The sequence below is a fragment of the Vogesella margarita genome, from assembly GCF_028548475.1.
Classification (GTDB): Bacteria; Pseudomonadota; Gammaproteobacteria; order Burkholderiales; family Chromobacteriaceae; genus Vogesella; species Vogesella margarita.
Map to the genome: position 1 here is coordinate 370,667 of NZ_JAQQLE010000001.1, position 13,656 is coordinate 384,322.

Annotated in this window: 18 protein-coding genes; 16 read left to right on the forward strand and 2 right to left on the reverse strand. The window is 65.4% G+C overall.

Annotated elements, in window-relative coordinates; translation table 11 throughout:
* Positions 1–77 precede the first annotated feature (77 nt).
* The 8 genes from queA (at position 78) to PQU96_RS01865 (ending at position 5,673) form a co-directional block, all read left to right on the forward strand.
* On the forward strand, positions 78–1,103 hold the full coding sequence (gene queA / locus PQU96_RS01830) for a tRNA preQ1(34) S-adenosylmethionine ribosyltransferase-isomerase QueA (RefSeq protein ID WP_272770567.1): 1,026 nt from the start codon (positions 78–80) through the stop codon (positions 1,101–1,103).
* A gap of 4 nt (positions 1,104–1,107) precedes the next feature.
* Positions 1,108–1,479 (forward strand): gamma-butyrobetaine hydroxylase family protein, encoded by a 372-nt coding sequence (locus PQU96_RS01835; RefSeq protein ID WP_189372812.1) that lies wholly within the window; start codon positions 1,108–1,110, stop codon positions 1,477–1,479.
* A 2-nt stretch (positions 1,480–1,481) separates the two neighbouring features.
* On the forward strand, positions 1,482–2,216 hold the full coding sequence (ubiE, locus tag PQU96_RS01840) for a bifunctional demethylmenaquinone methyltransferase/2-methoxy-6-polyprenyl-1,4-benzoquinol methylase UbiE (RefSeq protein ID WP_047966832.1): 735 nt from the start codon (positions 1,482–1,484) through the stop codon (positions 2,214–2,216).
* Positions 2,216–2,740 carry a M15 family metallopeptidase gene (locus PQU96_RS01845; protein WP_272770568.1) on the forward strand — a complete coding sequence of 175 codons (525 nt, stop codon included), beginning with the start codon at positions 2,216–2,218 and terminating at the stop codon, positions 2,738–2,740. Before ubiE ends, PQU96_RS01845 begins: the two co-directional genes overlap by 1 nt.
* Positions 2,737–3,063 (forward strand): DMT family transporter, encoded by a 327-nt coding sequence (locus PQU96_RS01850; RefSeq protein WP_272770569.1) that lies wholly within the window; start codon positions 2,737–2,739, stop codon positions 3,061–3,063. The genes PQU96_RS01845 and PQU96_RS01850 overlap by 4 nt, the downstream gene beginning before the upstream one ends.
* A complete protein-coding gene (locus PQU96_RS01855) occupies positions 3,063–3,647 on the forward strand; it encodes a ubiquinone biosynthesis accessory factor UbiJ (RefSeq protein WP_272770570.1) in 585 nt (194 codons plus the stop codon). The genes PQU96_RS01850 and PQU96_RS01855 overlap by 1 nt, the downstream gene beginning before the upstream one ends.
* An 11-nt stretch (positions 3,648–3,658) precedes the next feature.
* Positions 3,659–5,185, forward strand: coding sequence for a ubiquinone biosynthesis regulatory protein kinase UbiB (gene ubiB, locus PQU96_RS01860; protein WP_272770571.1), 1,527 nt, complete (start codon positions 3,659–3,661; stop codon positions 5,183–5,185).
* A gap of 134 nt (positions 5,186–5,319) precedes the next feature.
* The gene (locus PQU96_RS01865; RefSeq protein ID WP_272770572.1) at positions 5,320–5,673 is read left to right on the forward strand and encodes a carboxymuconolactone decarboxylase family protein; all 354 of its coding nucleotides are present in this window, start codon (positions 5,320–5,322) and stop codon (positions 5,671–5,673) included.
* A 43-nt stretch (positions 5,674–5,716) separates the two neighbouring features.
* Here the strand turns inward: PQU96_RS01865 and PQU96_RS01870 are convergent, their stop codons facing one another.
* A complete protein-coding gene (locus tag PQU96_RS01870; protein WP_272756842.1) occupies positions 5,717–6,058 on the reverse strand; it encodes a GlpM family protein in 342 nt (113 codons plus the stop codon).
* Positions 6,058–6,426, reverse strand: coding sequence for an Mth938-like domain-containing protein (locus tag PQU96_RS01875; RefSeq protein WP_272770573.1), 369 nt, complete (start codon positions 6,424–6,426; stop codon positions 6,058–6,060). The genes PQU96_RS01870 and PQU96_RS01875 overlap by 1 nt, the downstream gene beginning before the upstream one ends.
* 141 nt (positions 6,427–6,567) lie before the next feature.
* Between PQU96_RS01875 and PQU96_RS01880 the strand changes: the two genes are divergently transcribed.
* From PQU96_RS01880 to PQU96_RS01915, 8 genes are all read left to right on the forward strand, one after another.
* Complete coding sequence (locus PQU96_RS01880; protein ID WP_272770574.1) at positions 6,568–7,797, forward strand: pyridoxal phosphate-dependent aminotransferase; 1,230 nt, start codon at positions 6,568–6,570, stop codon at positions 7,795–7,797.
* Between the two features lie 129 nt (positions 7,798–7,926).
* The gene (locus PQU96_RS01885) at positions 7,927–9,237 is read left to right on the forward strand and encodes a homoserine dehydrogenase (RefSeq protein ID WP_272770575.1); all 1,311 of its coding nucleotides are present in this window, start codon (positions 7,927–7,929) and stop codon (positions 9,235–9,237) included.
* Positions 9,230–9,577, forward strand: coding sequence for a hypothetical protein (locus tag PQU96_RS01890; RefSeq protein ID WP_272770576.1), 348 nt, complete (start codon positions 9,230–9,232; stop codon positions 9,575–9,577). The genes PQU96_RS01885 and PQU96_RS01890 overlap by 8 nt, the downstream gene beginning before the upstream one ends.
* 5 nt (positions 9,578–9,582) lie before the next feature.
* Complete coding sequence (gene thrC / locus PQU96_RS01895) at positions 9,583–10,989, forward strand: threonine synthase (RefSeq protein WP_272770577.1); 1,407 nt, start codon at positions 9,583–9,585, stop codon at positions 10,987–10,989.
* A gap of 136 nt (positions 10,990–11,125) precedes the next feature.
* Positions 11,126–11,806 carry a flagellar basal body P-ring formation chaperone FlgA gene (gene flgA, locus PQU96_RS01900; RefSeq protein WP_272770578.1) on the forward strand — a complete coding sequence of 227 codons (681 nt, stop codon included), beginning with the start codon at positions 11,126–11,128 and terminating at the stop codon, positions 11,804–11,806.
* Positions 11,807–11,881: 75 nt separating this feature from the next.
* Complete coding sequence (gene flgM / locus PQU96_RS01905; RefSeq protein ID WP_272770579.1) at positions 11,882–12,166, forward strand: flagellar biosynthesis anti-sigma factor FlgM; 285 nt, start codon at positions 11,882–11,884, stop codon at positions 12,164–12,166.
* A 6-nt stretch (positions 12,167–12,172) separates the two neighbouring features.
* Positions 12,173–12,640 carry a flagellar export chaperone FlgN gene (flgN, locus tag PQU96_RS01910; protein ID WP_272770580.1) on the forward strand — a complete coding sequence of 156 codons (468 nt, stop codon included), beginning with the start codon at positions 12,173–12,175 and terminating at the stop codon, positions 12,638–12,640.
* A 63-nt stretch (positions 12,641–12,703) separates the two neighbouring features.
* Positions 12,704–13,618, forward strand: coding sequence for a CobD/CbiB family protein (locus tag PQU96_RS01915; protein ID WP_272770581.1), 915 nt, complete (start codon positions 12,704–12,706; stop codon positions 13,616–13,618).
* The last annotated feature ends 38 nt before the right edge of the window (positions 13,619–13,656 follow it).

A 13,656-nucleotide genomic window follows, 5' to 3' on the forward strand; every position in this document is an offset into this window, starting at 1 on the left:
TGATGCCGCCGGCGGAACGCTGTGCGGCAATCGTGCTCGAAAGGTATAATCCGCCGGTTTCCCAGAAGATGCCTGTCATGCTTGTTTCCGATTTCGATTACCACCTGCCCGAACACCTGATTGCCCAGCATCCGCCAGCCGAGCGCGGCGGCAGCCGTCTGCTGCGCGTCAACGGGCGGGTGTTGCAGGATGATCACTTTTCCGCCATTGCCGACGCCCTCGACGCCGGCGACGTGCTGGTCTTCAACGATACCCGCGTGATCAAGGCGCGCCTGTTCGGCGAGAAGGCCAGCGGCGGCAAGATCGAGGCGCTGGTGGAGCGGGTGCTGAACGAGCACGAGGTGCTGGCGCATGTGCGCGCCAGCAAGTCGCCCAAGCCGGGCACGCGGCTGGTGTTTGCCGGCCGCTGGCAGGCGGAGATGGTCGAGCGTGCCGGCGAGCTGTTCAAGCTACGCTTCCTGGATGCGGCCAACGTATTCGATATCCTCGATGCCTCCGGCAAGCTGCCGCTGCCTCCTTATATCGAGCGCGATACCGACGGTGACGACGACGAGCGCTACCAGACGGTGTACGCGCGGGAGAAGGGCGCGGTGGCGGCGCCGACCGCCGGTCTGCACTTCACCGGCGCGATGCTGCAGACGCTGCGCGACAAGGGCGTGACCCTGGCCAGCGTGACGCTGCACGTCGGTGCCGGCACCTTCCAGCCGGTGCGGGTGGAGAACATCGCCGAGCACAAGATGCACAGCGAGATCTACGACATCCCGCAGGCGACGGTGGACGCCATCGACGCCGCGCACAAGGTTGGCCGCAAGGTGCTGGCGGTAGGCACCACCAGCATGCGCGCGCTGGAATCGGCGGCGCGGCCGGACGGCGTGCTGCGCGCCGGTCGCGGCGAGACCGACATCTTCATCACCCCCGGCTACCGCTTCAACGTGGTGGACAGGCTGCTGACCAATTTCCACCTGCCCAAATCGACGCTGCTGATGCTGGTGTCGGCGTTCGCCGGTTACGAGGAAATGCGCGCCGCCTACGCCCACGCGGTGGCGCAGGAATACCGTTTCTTCAGCTATGGCGATGCCATGCTGCTGACCCGCAAGGAGTAAGGCCATGAGCGGACTGAGCCCGGACAGCGCACGCCCGGTGGAGATCAAGCTGCACAGCGTGTCGAAAAAGCTGGAGATCAGCTTCGACGACGGCGCCAGCTTCCAGCTGCCGGCCGAGTACCTGCGCGTCTATTCGCCGTCGGCGGAAGTGCGCGGCCACGGCGTCGGCAACGAAACGCTGCAGACCGGCAAGATGCACGTCGCCATCACCGCGCTGGAGCCGGTCGGCCACTACGCGCTGAAGATCACCTTCGACGACGGCCACGACAGCGGGCTGTACAGCTGGGCCTACTTATACGAGCTGGGCGTCAAGCACGACCAGTACTGGCAGGATTATCTGAATCGGCTCGCCGCTGCCGGCGCGCTCAGGGAGTAAACATGGACAAGCAGACGCACTTTGGTTTCAAGACCGTCGACGAGAGCGAAAAGGCGGACAAGGTCGCCGAGGTGTTCCACTCGGTGGCGCAGAAGTACGACGTGATGAACGACCTGATGTCCGGTGGCCTGCACCGGGTGTGGAAGCACTTCACGCTGACCACCTCCGGCGTGCGCGCCGGTGACAAGGTGCTGGACATCGCCGGCGGTACCGGCGACCTCGCCCGCGGCTGGGCCAAGCGCGTCGGCAAGAGCGGCGAAGTATGGCTGACCGACATCAACAGCTCGATGCTGACCGTCGGCCGCGACCGGCTGCTGGACGAGGGCATGATCCTGCCGGTGTCGCTGGCCGACGCCGAGAAGCTGCCCTTCCCCGACAACTACTTCAACGCGGTGTCGGTGGCCTTCGGCCTGCGCAACATGACGCACAAGGACGCGGCGCTGAAGGAAATGTGCCGCGTGCTGAAGCCGGGCGGCAAGCTGTTCGTGCTGGAATTCTCCAAGGTGTGGAAGCCGCTGTCGCCGTTCTACGACTTCTACTCCTTCAAGGCGCTGCCGGTGATGGGCAAGCTGGTGGCGGGTGACGCCGACAGCTACCAGTACCTGGCCGAATCCATCCGCATGCACCCGGATCAGGAAACGCTGAAGCAGATGATGCTGGACGCCGGCTTCGGTCGCGTCGACTACCACAACATGACCGGCGGCGTGGTCGCGCTACACAAGGGCGTCAAGTTCTGATGACGGACGAGCTGGCCGCGCTCAACGCCACCCTCGGCATCGACGTGCAGACGTTGGCCGCACGCGGCCTGGTGCCGTTCGCCGAGGCGGACACGCTGGTGGTGGCGGAGCGCAACGCGGCCGGCCGCGAGTTCGAGCTGACGCCGGCCGCCGCCGGGGCGTGGCTGGCGATGCGCGACGCCGCTGCCGCGGACGGGGTGACGCTGCAGCTGGTGTCGGCCTTTCGCAGCATCGCGCGCCAGCACGAAATCGTCGCCGCCAAGCTGGCGCGCGGCCAACGTCTGGAAGACATCCTGCAGGTCAGCGCCGCGCCCGGTTTCAGCGAGCACCACACCGGCCGCGCCGTCGATATCGGCACCCCGGACTCGCCGCCGCTTGAAGAAGCATTCGAGCAGACGCCGGCCTTCGCCTGGCTGCAGGCCAACGCCGGCCGCTTCGGCTTCGTGCTGAGCTTTCCGCGCGGCAACGCCTGCGGCTATCTGTACGAACCGTGGCACTGGTGCTACCAGCAGGTGACGGCTTGAATCCGTGGCTGATGCTGGCGCTGGCGATCGGCACCGAGGTGATCGCCACCAGCTCGCTGAAGCTGGCCGCGGGTTTCACCAAGCCGCTGCCGTCGCTGCTGGTGGTGCTCGGCTACATCGCCTCGTTCTGGCTGCTGTCGCAAGTGCTGCTCAAGCTGGATCTCGGCGTGGTATACGCCATCTGGTGCGGGGTCGGCATCGCGGTGGTGGCGACGGTGGGCGTGCTGCTGTTCGGCGAGAGCCTGTCGCCGCTGCGTATCGCCGGGCTGCTGGCGATCATGATCGGCACCATCTTGTTGAGTTTGTCGGGCAAAGGACATTAATGATGCGTATCCGCGTGGCGGCTTTCAATCATTTGCTGAACCAGCATCCGGCGCAGCGCGCCGAGTTGGCGCAATTCGCCGGGCGCCGCATCGGCATCGTGCTGCCGCCGCTGGACGTGCACGGCGTGGTCACCGAGGAGGGCTGGCTGGCAGTGTGCGAGGGCGAGGCCGAGGCGGTGTTGCGCCTGAAGCACGGCGTAGCGCTGGCGCAGCTGTCCGGCCGCGCGCCGGACTTGGCCGACGTGCTGCTGGAGGGCGATGCCGAGCTGGCGGCCAACGTTGGCCGCATCGTGCGCCAGCTGAAGTGGGACGCCACCGAAGACCTGTCGCGCGTGGTCGGCGACATCGCCGCGCAGCGGCTGCAGGGCTTTGCCCGCGGCCTGTTCGGCATCAAGGGCGAGATCGGCGGCCGCCTGCTGGAAAACTGGCTGGAATACCTGCGCGAGGAAAGCCCGCTGCTGGCGCGCAAGGACAGCGTCGAGCAGTTCGTGCGCGCGGTGGATGCCCTGCGCGACGACGCCGAACGCCTGGAAAAACGCCTCGCCCATCTCGAAGCCCTGGCGCAAGCCAGCAACCGGAACTGACTTCCCCCATCATGCGGATTGCCCGTTTTAGCAAAATCGTTGCCACGTTTTACCGTTTCGGTCTCGACGAATTCTTTGCCGGCCGCGCGCGCGTCGGCTTCATCCACCGCCTGTGCCAGCTGACGCCGCTGCCGCGCGACCTGTCGGCGCCGTTGCCGCAGCGGGTACGGCTGGCGCTGGAAGCGCTGGGGCCGATCTTTGTCAAGTTCGGCCAGGTGTTGTCCACCCGCCGCGACCTGCTGCCGGAAGAATACGCCGACGCGCTGGCCCACCTGCAGGACAATGTACAGCCCTTCGACGGCGCCATCTCGCACCAGGTGATAGCCCGCAATCTGGGGCGGCCGGTGGCCGAGCTGTACGCCGAATTCGACGACGTGCCGGTGGCCAGTGCCTCTGTGGCGCAGGTGCACCGCGCGCGGCTGCACGGGACGGACGGCAAGCCGGGACGCGCGGTGGCGGTGAAGGTGCTGCGCCCGGGCATCCTGCCGGTGATCGAGCAGGACCTGGCGCTGATGCGGACACTGGCGCGGCTGGTGGAGCGCTTCCTGCCGGACGGCAAGCGCCTGAAACCGCAGGAGGTGGTGGCCGAGTTCGACCGCCACCTGCACGACGAGCTGGACCTGATGCACGAGGCCGGCAACGCCAGCCAGCTGCGCCGCAACTTCACCGGCTCCGACATGCTGCTGGTGCCGGAGGTGTTCTACGACTACTCGGCGCGCGAGGTGCTGACGCTGGAGTGGATGGACGGCATTCCGGTGGGGCAGATCGAGCGCCTGCGCGAGGCCGGCGTCGACCTGAAAAAACTCAGCCGCTTCGGCGTCGAGATCTTCTTCACCCAGGTGTTCCGCCACGGCTTCTTCCACGCCGACATGCACCCGGGCAACATCTTCGTCGCCGCCGACGGCCGCTACATCGCGCTCGACTTCGGCATCGTCGGCAGCCTCACCGAGTCCGACAAGCACTACCTGGCGGTGAACTTCCTCGCCTTCTTCAACCGCGACTACCACCGCGTCGCCACCGCGCACATCGAATCCGGCTGGGTGCCCAAGGAAACCCGCGCCGAGGAGCTGGAAGCGGCGGTGCGCACGGTGTGCGAGCCGATCTTCGACAAGCCGCTGTCGCAGATCTCCTTCGGCCTGGTGCTGTTGCGCCTGTTCGAGACCAGTCGCCGCTTCAACGTCGAGATCCAGCCGCAGCTGGTGCTGTTGCAGAAGACGCTGCTCAACATCGAGGGCCTCGGTCGCCAGCTCGACCCCGACCTCGACCTGTGGGATACCGCCAAGCCGTTCCTCACCAAGTGGATGAACGAGCAGATCGGCTGGCGCGGCCTGCTGCGCACGCTGAAGCACGAGGCGCCGGAGTGGGCGACCACGCTGCCGGCGATCCCGCGCAAGCTGAACGAGGCACTGTCCGGCAAGAGCACGGAGCTGGTGGTGCAGGGTTACATCCAGCTGATGCGCGAGCAGAAAACGCAGAACTTCCTGCTGAAGCTGATCGCGCTGCTGCTCGCTGCACTGCTGCTGCACGACTGGCTGTAACGCGTTCTATCCCGCTCTATATAGAAGCCGCCCACGGGCGGCTTTTTTGCGGCCAACGTTGGCCGCAGGCTTGACCTTGCGATTTAAATATACAAAAATATATAACGTAAATTATTTAATCGTAAGGGGTGAGAATGAGCCACAACTACCAGGAACTGACCGCCGCGCTGTCGGCCAAGCTGGCCGAATTCCGCAAGGAAATGCCGGACAGCATGCGCGGCTTCGGCCAGATGAGCAAAAGCGCGCACAGCGACGGCGCGCTGGACAACAAGACCAAGGAGCTGATCGCGCTGGCCATCGGCATCGCCGGCCGCTGCCAGGGCTGCCTCGCCTTTCACGGCAAGGCGCTGGTGGAGCTGGGCTGCACGCGTGCGGAATTCATGGAGATGCTGCAGGTGGCGGTGTACATGGGCGGCGGGCCGTCGCTGATGACGGCGGCGGAAGCGCTGCTGGCCTACGAGAGCTTCGGCGGCGAACGCGCCGCCTAGGGAAAAGGGCTGACAGGCTGGCCTGCGGCCAACCTTGCGGGTTTCAGGCCATCAGCCGCGTCCAGCCCCACAGCAGCAGGGCGGCGGCCAGTAGCCAGGCGAGGGTGGCCAGCAGCAGGGTCGGCAGCAGCGCGGTACGGGTGCTGAGCCAGTACACCGCCAGCAGGTACAGCGCGTAGGGCAGTAGCGACCACAGCCCGAACAGCGCGGTGCGCTGCAAGGCCTGCGCGTCGCGCTCGCTGCCGACGATGTAGTGCGCGATCAGCGCGAAGGTGGGAAACAGCGGCACCAGGCCGGCAATGTAAAAGGCACGCGACTGCGATAGTAGCGCGATCAGTAGCACCGCCAGCGCGCCGAGGCTGCACTTGGCGAACAGCGCCAGCATCAGTCCTGCAGCAGCGCGGCGACCACGCCGCGGCCCTCGGCCAGCAGGATGTTATAGGTGCGGCACAGCGCGGCGGTGTCCATCACCTCGACGCCGATGCCGGCATTGGTCAGCGCCGCGTAAAGCTTCGGGTGCGGAAAGCGCAGCTTGCTGCCGGTGCCCAGCAGCACCAGTTCCGGCTGCAGCGCCAGCACCGCGGCGAAATCGGCCTCGCCGAAATCCTCGAAACGGGCCGGGCGCCACGGCGTGATGCTGTCGGCGGTGACGATCAGGCTGCCCTCGTGGCGCACCTTGTTGATCTCGACATGACCGGCGCCGGAGGCGGTGAACAGGTTGGATCCGGCGGTGTTGGCTTCGTGAAGTTTCATGATGTCATCCTGGCGTGAGAAGCTGGTGCAGTGCACCACGTATTGGGATAGGATTATACCTTGCCCGCAAGTGGTGCATGCCCTGCATTGCGCTTGCGACATATCGTGAACCGACACCCCCAGCCAGTGGTAACAGTGCCCATGCAGCCTATCCAGAAATCACAAAAACTCGCCAACGTCTGCTACGACATCCGTGGCCCGGTACTCGAACACGCCAAGCGCATGGAAGAGGAAGGCCACCGCATCATCAAGCTCAATATCGGCAATCCGGCGCCATTCGGCTTTTTCGCCCCGGACGAGATCATCGAGGACGTGATCGCCAATTTGCAGAATGCGTCCGGCTATTGTGATTCCAAGGGGCTGTTCGCCGCGCGCAAGGCGATCATGCACTACGCGCAGCAAAAGCATATTCCCAACGTCGGCATGGAAGACATCTACATCGGCAACGGCGTGTCCGAGCTGATCGTGATGGCGATGCAGGCGCTGCTCGACAACGGCGATGAGGTGCTGGTGCCGGCGCCGGACTATCCGCTGTGGACCGCAGCGGTGAGCCTGGCCGGCGGCCGCCCGGTGCACTACCTGTGCGACGAGGCCGAGGGCTGGATGCCGTCCATCGCCGACATCCGCGCCAAGATCACGCCGCGCACCAAGGCGCTGGTGGTGATCAACCCCAACAACCCGACCGGCGCGCTGTACCCGGACCACGTGCTGCAGCAGCTGGTCGAGGTGGCGCGCGAGTTCGGTCTCATCCTCTACGCGGATGAAATCTACGACAAGGTGTTGTACGACGGCGCCACCCACACCTCGATCGCCTCGCTGGCGCCGGACCTCTTGGTGTGCACCTTCAACGGCCTGTCCAAGAACTACCGCGCCTGTGGCTACCGCGCCGGCTGGATGATCCTCGCCGGCGAAAAGCGCCACGCCAAGGACTACATCGAGGGCCTCAACATGCTGGCCTCGATGCGGCTGTGTGCCAACGTGCCGGCGCAGTACGCGATCCAGACCGCGCTGGGCGGCTACCAGAGCATCGACGATCTGGTGGCGCCGGGCGGCCGTCTCGCGCGACAGCGCGATCTGGCCTGGGAGATGCTGACCGCCATCCCCGGCGTGAGCTGCGTCAAGCCGCAGGGCGCGCTGTACCTGTTCCCGCGGCTGGACCCGGCGGTATATCCGATCGAGGACGACCAGCAGTTCATCCTGGAACTGCTGCAGCAGGAGCGGGTGTTGCTGGTGCAGGGCAGCGGCTTCAACTGGGTTGCCCCCGATCACTTCCGCGTGGTATTCCTGCCTAACAGCGACGACCTGACCGAGGCCATTGGCCGTATCGCGCGTTTTCTGGAAAACTACCGCAAACAACACGGTACCGCCTGATCGTGATGCAAAGGGGAGCCGCGGGCTCCCCTTTTTTGCACGCGGCAGGACGCCGAGTACGGCTAATCAAGGTTGGCCGCACTGGACGCCTTGCGCCAGGGACAAATCAATAACACTTTGGAGTTCAGCATGAAACCGATCAACATTGGTCTGATGGGAGTGGGGACAGTCGGTGGCGGTACCGCCACCGTATTGAAGCGCAACGCGGAAGAAATCAGCCGCCGGGCCGGACGCGAGATCCGCCTGTTCATGGCAGCCAACCGCGATCTGGCGCGCGCGCGCGAAGTCGTCGGCGACGGCGTGCCGCTGGTCGACGACGCCTTCCAGGTGGTCAACCATCCGGAAGTCGATATCGTGGTCGAGCTGATCGGCGGCGACACCATCGCCAAGGAGCTGGTGCTCAAGGCCATCGACAACGGCAAGCACGTGGTCACCGCCAACAAGAAACTCCTGGCGATGCACGGCAACGAGATCTTCGCCCGCGCGCAGGAAAAGGGCGTGATGGTGGCGTTCGAGGCCGCGGTCGCCGGCGGCATCCCGATCATCAAGGCGCTGCGTGAAGGCCTGTCGGCCAACCGCATCGAGTGGCTGGCCGGCATCATCAATGGCACCTCCAACTTCATCCTGTCGGAAATGCGCGAAAAAGGCGCCGACTTCGCTGACGTGCTGAAAGAAGCGCAGCGTCTGGGCTATGCCGAAGCCGACCCGACCTTCGACGTGGAAGGCCACGATGCCGGTCACAAGCTGACCATCATGGCGGCCATCGCGTTCGGCATCCCGATGAACTTCGACAACTGCTATCTGGAAGGCATCAGCCAGCTGGAAGGCAAGGACATCCAGTACGCGGAAGAACTGGGTTACCGCGTCAAGCTCTTGGGCCTGACCCGCCGCACCGACAAGGGCGTCGAGCTGCGCGTGCATCCGACGCTGATCCCGGAAGACCAGCTGATCGCCAACGTCAACGGCGTGATGAACGCGGTGCTGGTGCGTGGCGATGCCATCGGCCAGGCGCTGTTCAACGGCCCGGGTGCCGGTGCGCTGCCGACGGCGTCGGCGGTAGTGGCCGACATCGTCGATGTCGCGCGCCTGCTGACTTCCGATCCGGAGCACCGCGTGCCGCACCTGTCGTTCCAGCCGGACCGGCTGCAGAACCTGCCTATTCTGCCGATGGGCGAGGTGGTCAGCAGCTACTACCTGCGCATCCAGGCCGCCGACCGCGCCGGGGTGATGGCCGACATCACCCGCCTGCTGGCGGAGAACAACATCTCGATCGAGGCGCTGATCCAGAAGGGCTCCGCCACCGACGGTTCCGCCGAGATCGTGATCCTGACCCATCGCGTGGTGGAGAAGTCCGCCAACAAGGCGATCGCCGCCATCGAGGCGCTGGACAGCGTCGCCGGCAAGGTGGTGCGCCTGCGCATGGAAGAGCTGAATGGCTAAGAAGTGTGGCTGGCTGCTGTTGCTGCTGCCGGCGCTGGCTTGCGCCGGCAACGTCGCCAGTGGCAGCGCTGGCGCGATCCCGCGCCAGCCGGTGATACAGCTGCTGACCTCCGCCTGTCTGGCCAAGGCCGGGCAGGAGCCGCTGCTGAAAAGCCTGCTCAGCAGCCCGGCGGCGGCCAGCGCCTACTGCGGTTGCGCCGGCGAGCGCATCGTCGGCGGCCTCAGCGACGACGAATTGATGGATGCAGTCAGCAAAGGCAAGGGCGTGGCGCAGGATCCGGTCTGGAAACGGCGCCTGCTCAATGTCGGACTGCAATGTCTGGATCAACTGGTTAAATAAACAACATGCGATACATCAGCACCCGTGGCGGCATGGCGCCGCTTGAATTCTCCGACACCATCCTGATGGGTCTGGCCCCGGACGGCGGCCTGGCGCTGCCGGAAAGCTACCCGCAGATCACGCGCGCGCAGCTGGACGCCTGGCGCGGCCTGTCCTACGCCGACCTCGCCTTCGAGATCGTCAGCCTGTTTGCCACCGACATTCCGGCGGCCGACCTCAAGGACATTCTCGACCGCACCTACACCGCCGAGGTGTATGGCTCGGCCGAGATCACCCCGGTGAAGCGCCTGCACGACGGTCTGGTGATCCTGGAGCTGTCCAACGGCCCGACGCTGGCGTTCAAGGACATGGCGATGCAGTTCCTCGGCAACCTGTTCGAGTACGTGCTGGCGAAGAAGGGCGAACAGCTCAACATCGTCGGCGCCACCTCCGGCGACACCGGCTCCGCCGCCGAGTACGCGATGCGCGGCAAACAGAACATCAACGTGTTCATGATGAGCCCGGACGGGTTGATGAGTACGTTCCAGCGTGCGCAGATGTACAGCCTGCAGGACGCCAATATCCACAACATCGCCATCCGCGGCATGTTCGACGATTGCCAGGACATCGTGAAGGCGGTGCAGAACGATCACGTCTTCAAGGCGAAGTACAAGGTCGGCACCGTCAACTCCATCAACTGGGCGCGCATCGTGGCGCAGGTGGTGTACTACTTCAAGGGCTACTTCAACGCCACCAGCAGCAATGACGAACAGGTCAGCTTCTGCGTGCCGTCCGGCAACTTCGGCAACGTCTGCGCCGGTCACATCGCGCGTCAGATGGGGCTGCCGGTGCAGCGCCTGATCGTGGCCACCAACGAGAACGACGTGCTGGACGAGTTCTTCAAGAGCGGCAAGTACGCACCGCGCGGCACCGCCAACACCTGGGTGACCTCCAGCCCGTCGATGGACATCTCCAAGGCGTCCAACTTCGAGCGCTTCATCTTCGACCTGGTTGGCCGCGACGGCGACAGGGTCAAGGCACTGTGGGCCGAGGTCGACAGCGGCAAGGGCTTCGACCTTGCGGCCAACCTTGGCGCGGTGCGCGAGCGCTTCGGCTTCGTCTCCGGCAAGAGCACGCACGCCGACCGCTTGGCCACCATCCGCACGGTGGACGCCGAGGATGGCGTGGTGGTGGACACCCACACCGCCGACGGCATCAAGGTAGCGCGCGAAGTGCGCCTGCCGGGCGAAACCATCGTCTGCCTGGAAACGGCGCTGCCGGCCAAGTTCGCCGACACCATCCGCGAGGCGCTGAACCGCGACGCGCCACGTCCGGACGGCTTCGACGGCCTGGAAGAGCTGCCGCAGCGCGTGACGGTATTCGATGCCGATGCCGCCGCGGTGAAGGCCTACATCGAGCAGGCGCTGGCCTGAGTCGGTCCGCCTTTGCTGTTTCCAGCCCCTGCCGGATGGCAGGGGCTTTTTGTTGTCCGCTGTCCGGCGTCAGGCTGTGGCCGCGCCAGTCGGCAACCGTTTTTGCAAGGGAGGATGACGCGGGTACAATGGGCGGATGATGCGAAATCCATTGTGGTACGGCCTGTTGCTGCTCAGCCAGTTCGCCAGCGCCGCGGGGGTGCAGGATCTGCGCCAGCTGGAACAGGTGGCAAAGGCATTTGCCGAGGCGGACGCCGGTAGCGACGGCTTCCGTTACCAGGCGGGCAAGGCCGATCCGCGCCTGCGCCTGCCGGCCTGTGCGCAGCCGCCTGTGGCCGCCTGGCCGGCTGGCCAGAAACCGCCGTTCACGGCGCTGGAGCTGGTCTGTGCCGGGCAGGGCTGGCGCATCCTGCTGCCGGTGACCGCCAGCCAGCTCAGCGTTGGCTACGTCACCACCCGACAGCTGCGCGCCGGCGAGGTGCTGCAGGAGGCTGACATCAAGCTGGCACCGGTCAGCAACCGCGCGCTGGCGTTGCAGGCGGTGCGAGATCCGGCGCTGCTGGTGGGCAAGGCGCTGCGCAGCACCCTGCCGGCCGGCAGCCTGTTGCGCGAAAGCCAGCTGCGCCTGCCGCTGGTGATCAAGACCAACCAGCCGGTGCGAGTGCTGGTGCAGGGCAACGGCTTCGCCATCGGCAGCGACGCGGTGGCGCTGGGCAATGCCGCGGTCGGTGAGCGGCTGAATGTGCGGGTGCCGTCCGGCAAGGTGATCTCGGGCGTGGTGCAGGAGGATCTGAGCGTGCTGATTGCGGCACCCTGAAAAAATAGTCAAGTTTCTGGATTTTCAGGCGATAATGACTTCAGATTACAAAACTTTTTGTCGGGCAGGTGACATATGAAAATCGACAATTCGGGCAAGGTGGCTGCGGCCTACGGTGCGCCGGTGCGTGCTGCCAAGAAAGAAGAAGTAGCTACCCAGGCATCGGGTGCCGCGTCGCGCAGCGAAAGCGTGGCGATCAGCTCGCAGGGCCTCGCCAAGGCGGCGCAGACGTCCGAGGCTTTCGATGCGGACAAGGTTGCCGCCATCAAGGCCGCCATTGCCGCCGGCGAATTCAAGATCAATCCGGAAGCCATTGCCGACAGCCTGATCGCCAGTACGCGCGAGTTGCTGGCCGGCTGATAGCGGATGATGCCAAACGAACTGTTCTTGCAGCAGTGCCGGCAGGAAACGGCGGCACTGCACGCGCTATTGTCGCTGCTGGAAGAAGAGCAGCGCGCGATCGTGCGTTTTGACGCGCTGAAACTGGATGCCTGTGCCGTCAGCAAGCAGCAGCAACTGCAGCTGCTGCAGGATAGCAAGGCGCAGCGCCTGGCGCTGCTGGCCGCGCACCAGCTGGACGGCAAGACCGCCTTTCTCTCGTGGCTGTCCGCCGCCGAGCCGGCGCTGCAGCAGGCCTGGATGGCGCTGGAGCACGAGCTGGCCAAGGTGCAGGCGCTGAACGACAGCAATGCCGCGATGGCGGCGGAACGGATGACCTTTGCCACCGAGGCGCTGACCGCGCTGCGCGAGGAAGCCAAGGCCATCGACGGCTACGGTCGCGACGGCAACTTCGCCGCCACGCAGGCCGCATCGCGCCGTCTGGGCTCTGCCTGACAGCGTTTGTTGTTTTTGTGTTATCTTCCCTCGCGAGTTCATCTCCTGCGTCTGCGTTAATTCATGACCCTGATCTCCCTTATCGTTGCACTGGCACTGGAACAATTGCGCCCCCTGGGTAACCGCAACCGGGTATGGCGCGTGTTCACCCGTTACGCCAACCATCTGGAACGCACGCTCAATGCCGGCTACAACCGGCACGGCGTACTGGCCTGGGTGGCGGCGGTATTGCCGGTGGTGGCGGTGGTGATGGCGGTGTACTACGCGCTGTACCAGGCCAGCCCGCTGTTGGCCCTGCTGTGGAATATCCTGGTGCTGTACCTGACCATGGGCTTCCGCCATTTCTCGGGCTCGTTCTCCGAAATCGCGCTGGCGCTGGGCGAGGGACGGGATTTTGACGCACGCAAGGAGCTAGCGCGCTGGACCAACCAGCCGACGTCCGAGCTGTCGATCGAGGAAGTCTCGCGACTGGCGATTGAGCAGGGCGTGCTGGACAGCTACCGCCACGTGTTCGGCACCATGTTCTGGTTCGTGCTGTTGCCGGGCCCGGCTGGTGCCGTGCTGTACCGTGCCACGCAGATGCTGGCGCAGAAGTGGGGTGCCCGCGACGACGAGCTGTTCGGCCGTTTCTCGCGCCGTGCCGGCGAATGGCTGGACTGGATTCCGGTGCGCCTGACCGCGGCCAGCTTTGCGGTGATGGGCGACTTCGAGGATGCGGTGTACTGCTGGCGTTCGCAGGCCAAGACCTGGGGCAACTACGCGACCGGCATCCTGCTGGCCTCGGCGGCCGGCGCTCTGGGCGTCAAGCTCGGCGATCCGCTGCGCCAGGACTACACCGTGAAATACCGCCCGGAACTGGGTGTCGGCGACGATGCCGACCCCAACTACCTGAAGAGCGCCGTCGGCCTGGTGTGGCGTACCGTGCTGCTGTGGCTGTTCGTGGTGTTGCTGATCAGCGTGATCTCATTCTTTGGCTGAACCCAGCCTGTTGCTGCGCCGCCAGTGTTGGCGGCGCT

What these genes read in the sequence shown, in the direction of transcription:
- PQU96_RS01865 (WP_272770572.1), top strand. Translation starts at nt 5,320, where the DNA reads ATGAGCCACAACTACCAGGAACTGACCGCCGCGCTGTCGGCCAAGCTG.
- flgM (WP_272770579.1), top strand. Translation starts at nt 11,882, where the DNA reads ATGAAAATCGACAATTCGGGCAAGGTGGCTGCGGCCTACGGTGCGCCG.
- flgA (WP_272770578.1), top strand. Translation starts at nt 11,126, where the DNA reads ATGATGCGAAATCCATTGTGGTACGGCCTGTTGCTGCTCAGCCAGTTC.
- thrC (WP_272770577.1), top strand. Translation starts at nt 9,583, where the DNA reads ATGCGATACATCAGCACCCGTGGCGGCATGGCGCCGCTTGAATTCTCC.
- PQU96_RS01845 (WP_272770568.1), top strand. Translation starts at nt 2,216, where the DNA reads ATGACGGACGAGCTGGCCGCGCTCAACGCCACCCTCGGCATCGACGTG.
- PQU96_RS01870 (WP_272756842.1), bottom strand. Translation starts at nt 6,058, where the DNA reads ATGCTGGCGCTGTTCGCCAAGTGCAGCCTCGGCGCGCTGGCGGTGCTA.
- PQU96_RS01835 (WP_189372812.1), top strand. Translation starts at nt 1,108, where the DNA reads ATGAGCGGACTGAGCCCGGACAGCGCACGCCCGGTGGAGATCAAGCTG.
- PQU96_RS01915 (WP_272770581.1), top strand. Translation starts at nt 12,704, where the DNA reads ATGACCCTGATCTCCCTTATCGTTGCACTGGCACTGGAACAATTGCGC.
- ubiB (WP_272770571.1), top strand. Translation starts at nt 3,659, where the DNA reads ATGCGGATTGCCCGTTTTAGCAAAATCGTTGCCACGTTTTACCGTTTC.
- PQU96_RS01885 (WP_272770575.1), top strand. Translation starts at nt 7,927, where the DNA reads ATGAAACCGATCAACATTGGTCTGATGGGAGTGGGGACAGTCGGTGGC.
- queA (WP_272770567.1), top strand. Translation starts at nt 78, where the DNA reads ATGCTTGTTTCCGATTTCGATTACCACCTGCCCGAACACCTGATTGCC.
- PQU96_RS01880 (WP_272770574.1), top strand. Translation starts at nt 6,568, where the DNA reads ATGCAGCCTATCCAGAAATCACAAAAACTCGCCAACGTCTGCTACGAC.
- ubiE (WP_047966832.1), top strand. Translation starts at nt 1,482, where the DNA reads ATGGACAAGCAGACGCACTTTGGTTTCAAGACCGTCGACGAGAGCGAA.
- PQU96_RS01855 (WP_272770570.1), top strand. Translation starts at nt 3,063, where the DNA reads ATGATGCGTATCCGCGTGGCGGCTTTCAATCATTTGCTGAACCAGCAT.
- PQU96_RS01890 (WP_272770576.1), top strand. Translation starts at nt 9,230, where the DNA reads ATGGCTAAGAAGTGTGGCTGGCTGCTGTTGCTGCTGCCGGCGCTGGCT.
- flgN (WP_272770580.1), top strand. Translation starts at nt 12,173, where the DNA reads ATGATGCCAAACGAACTGTTCTTGCAGCAGTGCCGGCAGGAAACGGCG.
- PQU96_RS01875 (WP_272770573.1), bottom strand. Translation starts at nt 6,426, where the DNA reads ATGAAACTTCACGAAGCCAACACCGCCGGATCCAACCTGTTCACCGCC.